Annotated in this window: 10 protein-coding genes; 3 read left to right on the forward strand and 7 right to left on the reverse strand. The window is 62.0% G+C overall.

Translation table 11 applies throughout. The features are described 5' to 3' along the window. Positions 1 to 14 precede the first annotated feature (14 nt). Positions 15 to 1,328 (forward strand): serine hydrolase domain-containing protein, encoded by a 1,314-nt coding sequence (locus tag PY254_RS17095; protein WP_281013258.1) that lies wholly within the window; start codon positions 15 to 17, stop codon positions 1,326 to 1,328. Positions 1,329 to 1,396: 68 nt separating this feature from the next. On the opposite strand, the gene PY254_RS17100 is transcribed toward PY254_RS17095, so the two are convergent. After that, positions 1,397 to 2,422, reverse strand: a complete 1,026-nt coding sequence (locus PY254_RS17100) for an energy transducer TonB (protein ID WP_281013259.1) — start codon at positions 2,420 to 2,422, stop codon at positions 1,397 to 1,399. A 341-nt stretch (positions 2,423 to 2,763) separates the two neighbouring features. Further along, a complete protein-coding gene (gene metJ / locus PY254_RS17105) occupies positions 2,764 to 3,399 on the reverse strand; it encodes a met regulon transcriptional regulator MetJ (protein WP_345781818.1) in 636 nt (211 codons plus the stop codon). A gap of 223 nt (positions 3,400 to 3,622) precedes the next feature. Between metJ and PY254_RS17110 the strand changes: the two genes are divergently transcribed. Continuing rightward, positions 3,623 to 3,937 carry a hypothetical protein gene (locus PY254_RS17110; RefSeq protein ID WP_281013260.1) on the forward strand — a complete coding sequence of 105 codons (315 nt, stop codon included), beginning with the start codon at positions 3,623 to 3,625 and terminating at the stop codon, positions 3,935 to 3,937. 127 nt (positions 3,938 to 4,064) lie between these two features. Here PY254_RS17110 and gcvH read toward each other — a convergent pair whose 3' ends face one another. The 5 genes from gcvH to PY254_RS17135 form a co-directional block, all read right to left on the reverse strand. Continuing rightward, a complete protein-coding gene (gene gcvH / locus PY254_RS17115) occupies positions 4,065 to 4,460 on the reverse strand; it encodes a glycine cleavage system protein GcvH (RefSeq protein WP_281013261.1) in 396 nt (131 codons plus the stop codon). A gap of 100 nt (positions 4,461 to 4,560) precedes the next feature. Beyond that, complete coding sequence (gene gcvT, locus PY254_RS17120; protein ID WP_281013262.1) at positions 4,561 to 5,661, reverse strand: glycine cleavage system aminomethyltransferase GcvT; 1,101 nt, start codon at positions 5,659 to 5,661, stop codon at positions 4,561 to 4,563. A gap of 82 nt (positions 5,662 to 5,743) precedes the next feature. Further along, positions 5,744 to 7,591, reverse strand: a complete 1,848-nt coding sequence (gene cysN, locus PY254_RS17125; RefSeq protein WP_281013263.1) for a sulfate adenylyltransferase subunit CysN — start codon at positions 7,589 to 7,591, stop codon at positions 5,744 to 5,746. Next, positions 7,591 to 8,508 (reverse strand): sulfate adenylyltransferase subunit CysD, encoded by a 918-nt coding sequence (cysD, locus tag PY254_RS17130; RefSeq protein ID WP_281013264.1) that lies wholly within the window; start codon positions 8,506 to 8,508, stop codon positions 7,591 to 7,593. Before cysD ends, cysN begins: the two co-directional genes overlap by 1 nt. Before the next feature lie 174 nt (positions 8,509 to 8,682). Beyond that, on the reverse strand, positions 8,683 to 10,080 hold the full coding sequence (locus tag PY254_RS17135; RefSeq protein WP_281013265.1) for an amidase: 1,398 nt from the start codon (positions 10,078 to 10,080) through the stop codon (positions 8,683 to 8,685). Between the two features lie 170 nt (positions 10,081 to 10,250). Between PY254_RS17135 and PY254_RS17140 the strand changes: the two genes are divergently transcribed. Continuing rightward, positions 10,251 to 11,861, forward strand: a complete 1,611-nt coding sequence (locus PY254_RS17140) for an electron transfer flavoprotein-ubiquinone oxidoreductase (RefSeq protein WP_281013266.1) — start codon at positions 10,251 to 10,253, stop codon at positions 11,859 to 11,861. Positions 11,862 to 11,873: the final 12 nt, after the last annotated feature.

The raw sequence follows: 11,873 nt of genomic DNA on the forward strand, positions 1-11,873 counted from the left end.
CACGTCAGAATACCATGCAGTTTCAGAAGATCTCCCTGCTGATCGCGGCCGCCCTCGGGCTGGCGTTTTCGCCGTTGTACGCGGCCGCGTCAGCATCCACCACCGCGACAGAACCTGCCAACGTCAGTGTGGCCTCCACGCCACAGAAACTGCCGGCAGAGCGGGTCAAGCAAACGCTGGCAGACTACCAACGCTGGTTGAATCGCATCGCGCAACGAAAGGCGGTGGCCGGTCTGGCAACCGCCGTGGTGATCGACGGCAAGGTGGTCTATGAGGGCACAGTCGGTTATGCGAACGCGGCGACCCAGGAAGCGGTGACCCCGCATACCGTATTTCGCCTGGCCTCGCTGTCGAAAGCTTTCGCCACCGCCATCACCGGCCTGCTGGTCGACGACGGCAAGCTGGCCTGGGATACCAAGCTGCTCGACGTGCTGCCGTACTTCAAGCTGAAAGACATGCACGCCGCCGCGCAGGCAACCGTGGGCGACATCCTGGGACAACGGCTCGGGCTACCGCGAAACACCTATGACAACATGCTCGAAGGAGACACTCCCTACGAGGAACTGGTGCGCAAGCTCGACGAAGTCGACCTGGTTTGCGGCGTCGGTGAATGCTACGGCTACCAGAACGTGGCTTTCAGCATGATTGGCGACGTCGTGCTCGCGCGCACCGGTGACTTCTTCTATCACCAGGTCGACAAGCGCATCTTCTATCCGCTGGGCATGACCACGGCAAGCTACGGCCGCGCAGCACTGGAATCCAGCAAGAGCTGGGCACGCCCGCATCGAGCCACCAGTCGCGGATGGATTCCATTCGATCCCAGCGAAACGTACTACCGCGTCGCGCCCGCCGCCGGCGTCAACGCCAGCATTCGCGACATGGAGAAATGGCTGATTGCACAAATGGGCGGCCGCCAGGACGTGTTGCCCACGTCACTGCTGGACACTTTGCACGCGCCCGGTGTCCCCACCCCCAGCGAGCTGCGCGCGACACCCTGGCGCCGCGCGCGACTGACCGACGCACACTACGCGCTGGGCTGGCGCGTTTATGAGTACGCTGGCGAAACCCTGATCTATCATGCCGGCGCCGTGGCCGGCTATCGCACCATGATCGGCTTCTTTCCGAAGTACCGTGCTGGCGTTGTCACGTTGTGGAATTCGACCGGCCCCACGCCCAGCGGCTTGATGCCGATGGTGTTTGACGACCTGCTCGGTCTGCCGCATGTCGACTGGGCCGACATCGAGGGCACCAAATCCGCTGCAGCGCCGGCCAAGACCAAACCAAGGCACAAGCCTCGCGTGCGCAACCGGCCAACGCGCAAACATTGAATCCGGTCCGCCCAAAAGAAAGCGGCGCATGCAGAACATGCGCCGCCCATTCACCGATCATCCAAGGATCAGAGTTTGAACTCGATCCGCTGCTGCTTCACGGTGGAGATCGCCTCGCCATTACGCGTTGCCGGGGTGAAACGGTAACGCTCGACCGCGTCCATCGCCGCACGATCAAAAACGTGACGCGGCTGTGAGTCGACGACTTTCACTTCACTGGTCTTGCCGTCGGGGTCGACAGTGAAAGAAACCACCACCCAACCTTCCTGACGCGTACGCATCGCTGCCGTCGGGTACCGTGCAGGCACCGACTTCACCAGCACCGCCGCCGTCGTCGCCGCCGGTGCAGCAGCCTTGCTCGCGCCAGCCGAATCAGCTGCCGATGCCGGACCGGCAGCCGGAGCCTGGGCAGTTTTTGCGGGCGCCGCCTGCGCGCGCGCCTGCTCGGCTGCCAGCGCCTTTTGCTGCTCGGCCAACTGATCAGCGGCAGACTTTTCCGCCGCGGCCTTCTGCGCCGCTAGCTGTGCCGCCTTTTCCTGATCCAGCGCCTGCTGCTGCTGCTTGTCCAGCGTCTTGCGCTGGGCATCCAGCTTGGAACGCAGGATGGTCAGAGTGAAGTTTGCCGGATCAGCCTTCGCCAGCAGGTCGATCTCGCGCTGCGCTTCATTGAAGTCGCGCGAGTTGATCGCCTGCTCCGCCGAATTTGCAGCGAACGGAAAGGTCTCGCGCAACGCATCCGACGCGACCTTGTTACCGGGGTCCTTTTCCAGCACGCGCAGATAGAACTCGAACGCGTTGTTGCCGGTCGGTGCCAGGTAGCGCTGCTCGTTCATGGCGGTGCGCGCCTCGGACAGCAGCTCGTTCGTATCCATCGCCGCCACATTGGCGGGTGGCGGCGCCGACCGCGTGACCGTGGCAACTGGCGTGGACGGATGACCGCCCGCGTCGGCCATCACCAGTTCCTGATGAGGCTTGATGATAAGGAACCAGGCCGCCGCGGCAAGCAAGGCGAAAATGGCAATGACGGCAAAGACAATAGGCCGAATGGCCCCGCGCGCATGCCGGCGCGTATCAAGTATGTATCGGGTATCCATGGTCTCTCGCTGAGTGTCGACAGATACCCGCGCTTTTTCCCCCTGTACACCCAGGAGCGGCGAATCCCCCGGATTCACCGCGGCGCGGATGTGCAGAAGGTAACTCCTATGGCACAGCACAGCAAATGTCCGGTGATTGGCGGACCCACGGAAGGTCGGGGCGCCAGCAAATACGGCACCCGCATCAGGCGGATGCCAGCCAGCAGGTTGCGAATTTGCAACCCCGGAAACGAAGCGTCCCGGCCAGGCCGGGACGAATCTTTCGAAGTGCTCTCCCTGCGCTGGGCACCGCAGGGAGAGAAGTCGATTACTTGTCTTATTGTGGGGTATCGCTGGTGAACTTACTTTTTCGCTTTGGCGGTCTTGGTGGCTTTGACCACCTTGGCCGGTGCAGCTTTCTTGGCGGCAGCCTTTTTCGGCGCAGCCTTCTTCGCAACTTTCTTCACGGCAGCCTTTTTGGCAGCAGCCGGCTTCTTCGCAGCAACCTTCTTGGCGGCCGGCTTCTTGGCGGCAACCTTCTTCGCTGCCGGCTTCTTGGCAGCAACCTTCTTCGCTGCCGGCTTCTTGGCAGCAACTTTCTTGGCGGCGGCCGGCTTCTTGGCGGCAACCTTTTTCACAGCAGGTTTCTTGGCGGCGGCCTTCTTGGCGGCCGGTTTCTTTGCAGCGGGTTTCTTGGCAGTGGCCATGGTTCGTCTTAGCTCCTCATCAGTTGGCAGTGGTTGCCCAGTAAAAGCGTGCAGGAACGCTTCGACCAACACGTCACTGTTGGTAGCGTGCCGAAGATTGTTCACTTGACGATGCGTGCGCAAATCAGAAAGCCGCCGCAATACATGCAGCGGAATCGAGACAGTGATCTTGCGTACTGCATTCGCCTTTTCACCGTGTTCGACGTACGGCTTGATGAATTTGGTTGTCGCCATAAAACGCATTCCCCGTGATCTGTTGCGAAAGCTATCCCTGAAGATTTCTGCTGTCAATTGATTTCAGTCATTAAATTGATCCGCCCGAGCCCTCCGGAAAACGTCAAAAGCCCCGTCTGACAAGGCTCACGGCCCCTGCCAGGGTTTTTCAAATAGACGTCCATACTTCCATATGGTTTTTATGAAAAAAACACAAAACGCCCGGAAACCATTGCTGCACAACACTTTCGGCACATGTTGCCATCGTCGATGAGGAAAACAGCACAGACCAGGCGCAGCAATGCAAGCCATTACAAAGCGAGCAAATGAACGCCGCCGCTACATGAACAAATGGCTACCGAAATCATTTTTCGTGACAGCCCGAAATGGGTCAGAGAAACGCCACCCGGAACCGCTGACCCTTGCCGAACCAAAATGCGGAGGGTGCGGACAGCGTCCATCGAAGCGGATGCCGTGGCGATCGATGGCCATCAACTTTGGCAACGACGACGCAGAAAAATTCTCTTTCGAAGAGGCCAGTCGATTCGTCGTAGTGGCCAACAAGCTCACCTTGTCGGCGCAACCCGATCAGGTCGAAAGACGCGGCCGCATGTAACCGTCCTGGCGACCTCTCGGTGGATCATTGCGACAGTTTCTGCGACGTCTTTCCCGGGAATTAGCTGACCAGAAACAGCACCGGCCGCAGATTGCGGCCGGCACGGCAACACTCGATGATGAAGAACTCAGTGGTCGTCGTTCTCGGCCAGCTCTTCGTACTCGTTGGCGTCAAGCAACTCGTCGAGCTCGGCGCGGTCACTCGGGCGCACCAGGAAGATCCAGCCTTCACCGAAGGCATCTTCGTTGATCGTTTCGGGCTTGTCGTTGAGCAGTTCGTTGACTTCGACGATTTCCCCGGAGATCGGCGAATAGATATCCGAGGCTGCCTTCACCGACTCCACCACGGCCACACCGGTACCGGCCTTCACGGCAGCGCCGACTTCGGGCAACTCCACGTACACCAGGTCACCAAGCTGACCTTGCGCGTGGTCGGAGATGCCCACCCGAACCAGGCCGTCGTCTTCGACACGGGCCCACTCGTGGGACTTGAGAAATTTCAGATCGCCGGGAATCTCGCTCATGATCGATGTCCACTTATTGGGGTTGGGTTACAGGCGGTGATTCTAGCCATATCCGCCGCAGGGAAAAATGTGCCACTGACAAACAGAGTGAAGGAACAGTTCAGATCCCTTCACACGGCTTGCCGTCACGAACGAACGGATACTTCACCAGGCGCACCGGCACTTCGCGCCCGCGGATGTCGACCCGCACCTCGCCGGGCGCACCGGCTGGAATGCGCGCGAACGCCACGGCCTTGTTCAGTGTCGGGGCGAAGCTGCCGGAAAGGATCTCGCCCTCGCCGTTCGCCGTGAGCACCTTCTGGCCGTGGCGCAACACGCCCTTGTCGTCCAGCACCAGACCAACCATCACGCGTGGCACGCCGGCCGCCTTCTGCTGTTCCAGTGCAACACGACCAATGAAATCACGCCCTTCGTCCAGCGCAATGGTCCAGCCCAGGTTGGCTTCCCACGGCGAGACCGTCTCGTCCATGTCCTGTCCATAGAGGTTCATGCCCGCTTCGAGCCGCAGCGTATCGCGTGCACCAAGGCCGGCAGGCGCGACACCCGCAGCGGCCAGCGCTTCCCACAGGGCAACCGCGTGCTCGGCAGGAACGATGATTTCAAAACCGTCCTCACCGGTATAGCCGGTGCGCGCCACAAACAGCGGCATGCCGTGCGGGCCCTGTGCGGCAGCAGCGGCAAACTTGCCCAGCTTCTCGATGCGCGAACGGTCGACCTCGTGCAGCAGCTCCAGCACCTTGGCACGCGCGGCCGGACCCTGCACCGCGATCATGGCGAACTCGGGGCGCTCCTTCACCTGCACCTCGAACGCCTGCGCCTGACGCTCGATCCAGGCGAGGTCCTTGGCACGGGTGCCCGCATTGACCACCAGGCGGAAAAATTCCTCGCCCAGGTAATAGACGATCAGGTCGTCGATCACGCCGCCACGTTCGTCGAGCATGCAGGAGTACAGCGCCTTGCCATGCACCTTCAACTTGTCGACGCTGTTGGCCAACAGGTGCCGAAGGAAGTCACGGGTTCGCGCGCCGTGCAGGTCGACGACGGTCATGTGCGATACGTCGAACATGCCGGCGCCGTTGCGTACGGCGTGGTGTTCCTCGATCTGCGACCCGTAATTGATCGGCATGTCCCAGCCGCCGAAATCGACCATGCGCGCACCGAGCGCACGATGGGTGTCATTGAGTACGGTCTTCTCGGTCATCGCAGCGCTGCCTTGCGGGTTGGGTAATGCAGCATTATCCCCGCCGGCATCGACCAATCCAAGCCATGCGTTGTCGCAGTGCTCAGCTCAGCCCGGGCAGGCGCGCAATAACCTGTTCGGCCAGAGCCTCACTACGCTGGCCATCGACCGACAAATGAATCTCGGCCGCCTCCGGCCTTTCATAAGGTGCATCGATGCCGGTGAAGTTGCGGATCGTGCCCGCACGAGCTTTGCGATACAGGCCCTTGGGGTCACGCCGCTCGCATTCCTCCAGCGACGCATCAACGAACACCTCGATGAACTCACCCGGCTCGAACAAGTCGCGGGCGGTACGGCGTTCGCCTCGATAGGGCGAGATCGCGCTGACCAGCACGATCAGCCCCGCATCGACCATCAAATGCGCCACCTCGGCGATGCGCCGGATGTTTTCGACGCGATCCTCCGGAGTAAAGCCCAGGTCCTTGTTGATGCCGTGGCGCACATTGTCGCCATCCAGCAGATAGGTGTGGCAGCCCAATGCGTGCAGGCGGCGTTCGACCAGATTGGCGATCGTCGACTTGCCGGCACCCGACAAACCCGTGAACCACAGGCATAGCGGTTGCTGGCCCTTGCTTGAAGCGCGCACGAGCTTGTCGATATCAACCTGTTGCCAATGCACGTTGGACGAACGACCGAGCGCGAAGTCCAGCATGCCGCAGGCCACGGTGGCATTACTCTGGCGATCCACCAGAATGAACCCGCCCAGCGTGCGGTTTTCGGCATACGCCTCGAACGCCATCTCGTCATCCAGCCCCAGGGTGCAGCAACCCACCTCGTTCAACTCCAGCTGCCGTGCCGCCAACCTGGCCTGACTGTTGACGTCGACCTTGTACTTGATCGACATCACCCGCGCGTTGACGGTGCGCGTGCCGAGCTTCAACCAATACGTGCGATTCGGCAGCAGCGGCGCATCACCGACCCACAACAGGTGGCAGCCGAATTGATCGGCCACGGGCGCGGGATGTGCAGCGTCGGCGATCACGTCACCACGACTGACATCGATCTCGCGGTCCAGGCACAGCGTTACTGCCTGACCGTCGGTCGCCTGCGGCAGGTCGCCATCGGCAGTGACGATGCGGGCGATCCTTGCGCGCTGGCCACTGGGCTGCACGATGATCTCGTCGTCGCAGGCCACACGGCCACCACAGATCGTGCCGGCATAGCCGCGGAAGGTATGGTCAGGGCGATTCACCCACTGCACCGGCATGCGGAATTCGGTCGCGCGGAAGCGTGCGACATCGGCCGCCTCCAGCACCTCGAGCAGACTGCCGCCGTCGTACCACGGCATGCGTGTCGAACGGGAGCCCACGTTATCGCCGGTCAGCGCCACCACCGGCAGGCAATGCACCTGGTCAATGCCAAGGTCATGCGCCAGTTCGCGATACTCCGTGGCAATCGTTTCGAAGGTGGCCTGGTCGAAATCGACCAGATCCATCTTGTTCACGGCCAGCACCAATTGGCGAATACCCAGCAGCGAACATATATAGGTGTGCCGGCGGGTCTGCGTCAGCACCCCCTTGCGCGCATCGATCAACACCACCGCCAGCTCGGCATTGGAGGCGCCAGTGGCCATGTTGCGGGTGTACTGCTCATGGCCGGGGCAGTCGGCCACGATGAAGCTGCGGCGTGCGGTGTGGAAGTAGCGATAGGCCACATCGATGGTGATGCCCTGCGCACGCTCCGCTTCCAGCCCGTCGGTGAGCAAGGCGAAATCGAGCACATTGCTGGCGGCGCCATGCTGACGGCGACTATCCCGTTCCAGCGCAGCCAATTGATCGTCCGGCAGCATGCCGGCGTCGTACAGCAGGCGACCGAGCAGGCTGCTCTTGCCGTCGTCCACACTGCCACAGGTGATGAACCGGAGCAGTCCCGGCGCGCTCGATACGGTCATCAGAAATACCCTTCCTGCTTCTTGCGTTCCATCGAGGCCGATGGGTCCTGATCGATCACCCGCCCCTGCCGCTCGGAGCTGCGCGACAACACCATCTCCTCGATGATCTTCGCCAGCGTATCGGCCGAAGATTCCACCGCGCCGGTCAGCGGGTAGCACCCCAGTGTGCGGAAGCGAACCTGGCGCATCTGCACCGATTCGCCCTCGCGCAATACAAAACGATCATCGTCGACCATGATCAAGGCGCCGTCGCGTTCCACCACCGGGCGGGGTTTGGCGAAATACAGCGGCACCACCTCGATGCCCTCCCGCTCGATGTAACGCCACACATCCATCTCGGTCCAGTTGGACAACGGAAACACCCGCACGCTTTCGCCCTTGCGGATATGCGTATTGAAGGTATGCCAGAACTCAGCTCGCTGGTTGCGCGGGTCCCAGCGGTGTTGCGCATTGCGGAACGAAAACACGCGCTCTTTCGCGCGCGATTTTTCCTCGTCGCGCCGCGCGCCGCCGATCGCCGCATCAAAACCGTGTTCATCCAGTGCCTGCTTCAGCGACTGAGTCTTCATCACGTCGGTGTGCACGGTGGCACCGTGGGTCAGTGGCGAAATGCCCTGACGTACGCCGTCCTGGTTGATGTGCACCAGCAGGTCCACCTTGCCTTCCGCTGCAACACGATCACGAAATTCGATCATCTCGCGGAACTTCCACGTCGTATCGACGTGCAGCAACGGCAACGGCGGCCGTCCCGGATGGAACGCCTTGCGCAACAGGTGCAGCAGGACGGTGGAGTCCTTGCCGATCGAATACAGCATCACCGGATGCCGGAATGACGCCTGTACTTCACGCAGGATGTGGATGCTTTCAGCCTCGAGTTCGTCGAGGTGTGAGGGCAGCACCGCCGGGCTTTTACTCATGAGAATAAACCGTGGATGGCTTGAGCGCGGACACGCCCATGCGCGCCGATATTCGAGCCATGTTACGCGAGTGCCGGTGCCGCTCCAAAATAACCTTGGCGTTTCTACCCCTGCGTGCAGGGCATATGCCGTTCACCGGTATCGCGGCCGCAACTTGCCCGACGTTACGGGCTGTCAGGCCATCACTGGATACAGCGGATCGGCATCTAGAGTGGCCGAACACACCGCTGCCAGTTCCAGCAGCCGCAGGTCAGACCCACGCGCGCCCACCAGCTGCATGCCCACCGGCATGCCGTTTGGCAACATGCCCATCGGCAAGCTCACCGCCGGACAACCCGCCAGGCTGGCAAAGCTGGTGAGGTCAGCCTGCGAATCGGGCACTGGACCGTCCAGCGGGAACGCGCCCTGCGGGGTGGTCGGCAACACCAGCACGTCGACCTGCGAAAACAGCCGGCGCATCTTCAACGTGGCAGCGTCCAGCACGCGATCCGCCACGGCGTAGTCCGCCGCACTCTTGCTGCCGGCATAGCCAAGCATCTGACGGAAACGATCCGAAACCGGCCGCTCGGCATTTGCCAGGTCGGCGGCAAAGGTGCCAAGCATTTCTGCTTCCATCAACAGCAAGCCGGCGCGTCGCGTGCGCGCAAAATCCCAGTCCGCGAAATCCACCGTACGACGATCGCCCAGTGCATGTGGAAGCTTCGCCAGCGCAGCTTCGAATACGTCGATCACATCCTGCTGCACGCCCACCGCCGCAAGATCGGGCAACAGGCCCGTACGCAGGTGGCCCGGCTCCCAGTCCGGTACGTCAAACGCGACACGGCGGCGGCGTGAGCGTGCGTCATCCGCGTCGTAACCAGCCAGCACCTGCAGCAGCACGGTGAGGTCTTCCGCACTGCGTGCAAGCAGACCGACCGCATCCAGCCGACGTGCAGCGGGCACCAGCCCACGCGCGGAAATTTCGCCATGCGTCGGCTTCAGTGCATAGACACCGCAATAGCTCGCCGGAATGCGGATCGAACCCAAACTATCCGAACCGACCGCCGCCACGGCCAGACCCGCAGCGACTGCTGCAGCCGCGCCACCGGACGAACCGCCCGCGGTGTAACCGTGACGGTGCGGATTATGGGTAGCGCCGAAATGCGGGTTGTCGGTGGTCGCGCCCAGTGCGCCCTCGTCCATATTGGTCTTGCCCAGCAACAACGCACCGGACGCACGCAAGCGCGCCACCACGTGCGCATCGTCGTGCACCGGCTTGCCGCGAGCCGGCAGCCCGACCCGCGTGGGCCAGCCGGCAATATCGAAGTTGTCCTTCACCGCCAGCGGGATGCCGTCCAGCCGTCCGATCACCCCGTCACGCCGGCGCCGATCGGCCAGCTCAGCCTGATCCTGCAACAAGCCCGAACGATGATCCACATAGGCGTGCAACTGCGGATCGAGTCGCTCGATCGCCTGCTGGTAAACCTCGGCCAGCGCCTGGGGTTGCACGCGCCCGGTTGCCAGCCAGTGCAGCAATTGACATAGCGAAGCACGACGCAGGTCGAGATCGGCGATCGGCGGCATTGAATTCATGAAGACTCCCTTGATCTTGGGTTCGATTATCGCCGCCCTACGTGAAGCGAATGCAAGTCGTGTCGCAACACGCATTGCCGCATTGCGGCAAAAACGCCAGAATGCTGGTTAGATCCGTACCCTGACGCACGGCCATCGACCGTGTCCAACGCAGCCTGCTGGAGTCCGCCATGAGCGAACGCGAAACCATGGAATACGACGTCGTTGTGGTCGGCGGCGGCCCGGCCGGACTGTCGTTCGCGATCCGACTCAAGCAACTCAACGCCGAGATCAGTGTGTGCGTGATCGAGAAGGCCTCGACCATCGGCGCGCAAATCCTCTCTGGCGCGGTGATCGAACCGCAGCCGCTGGATGCGCTGCTGCCCGGCTGGCGCAACAACCCGCCGCCGATCTGCGTACCGGCTGGCGAGGACGAGTTCTGGCTGCTCAGCAAGACCGGTGGACGCAAGATGATGGTGCCGCCGGGCATGAAGAACCACGGCAACTTCATCGTCTCGCTGGGCGCGATGTGCGCCTGGCTGGCACCGCAGGCCGAAGCATTGGGCGTGGATGTATTCCCCGGCTTCGCCGCCGCCGACAACATCTACAACGAAGACGGCTCGGTTGCTGGCGTGCGTATCGGCGACATGGGCGTGGCGAAGGATGGCACGCACAAACCCGGCTATACCGAAGGCATCGACATCAAGGCCAAGGTCACCGTGCTTGCCGAAGGTGCGCGCGGCAGCCTCACCAAAAAGCTGATCAAACGCTTCAAGCTCGATGCCAACAGCGACCCGCAGGGCTACTCGATCGGCATCAAGGAACTGTGGCAACTGCCACCGGGCCGGGTCACCCCGGGCAAGATCGTGCACAGCTTCGGCTGGCCGGCCGACACGCATACTTACGGCGGCAGCTTCATGTATCACCTGGACGGTGATCGTCTCGCGCTCGGCTACGTCAGCGGGCTCGACTATACCGATCCCAAATACCAGCCATGGGAAGCCTTCCAGCAGTGGAAGAACCACCCGATGAACGTGCCGATGCTCGAAGGCGGCACGATCCTTTCCGCTGGCGCGCGCGTGATCGTCACCGGCGGCTACCAGTCACTACCCAAATGCGAAATGCCCGGTGCGCTGCTGATCGGCGACACCGCCGGCCTGCTCAACGTGCCCAAGGTCAAGGGCACGCACCAGGCGATCAAGAGCGGCATGATGGCCGCCGAGCATCTGGTCGCGAACGGACTCAACCCGGCCGGCTTCGATGCCAAGCTGCGCAGCTCGGATGTCATGGCCGAGCTGAAGAAAGTGCGCAACATCAAGCCGGCTTTCAAGAAAGGCTTGTGGTTCGGCATGCTCAATGCGGCATGGGAAACTGTCACCGCGGGCCTCTCGCCGTGGACGCTGAAGAACAAGGCCGACTGGTCCAGTCTGCACAAGCTTGGCGAATACGAAGAGCCGGAACGCGATTACGTGACGCGCACACTGCCGCCGCGCGATCGTCTGGCCGGCGTCTACTTCGCCGCCACCGAGCACGACGAGGACCAGCCAATCCACCTGCATGTTGCCGACACAAATATCTGTGCCACGACGTGTGTCGAGGAATACGACAATCCCTGCACCCGCTTCTGCCCCGCCAGCGTTTATGAAATGGTCGAAGACACCAGCATGCCGCACGGCAAGCGCCTGCAGATCAACGCGGCCAACTGCGTGCACTGCAAGACCTGCGACATCAAGGACCCCTACGAAATCATCACCTGGGTTACGCCGGAAGGCGGTTCGGGGCCGAACTACCAGAACTTGTAGGCGCCAACACCG

It is taken from the genome of Rhodanobacter sp. AS-Z3 (assembly GCF_029224025.1).
Lineage (GTDB): Bacteria > Pseudomonadota > Gammaproteobacteria > Xanthomonadales > Rhodanobacteraceae > Rhodanobacter.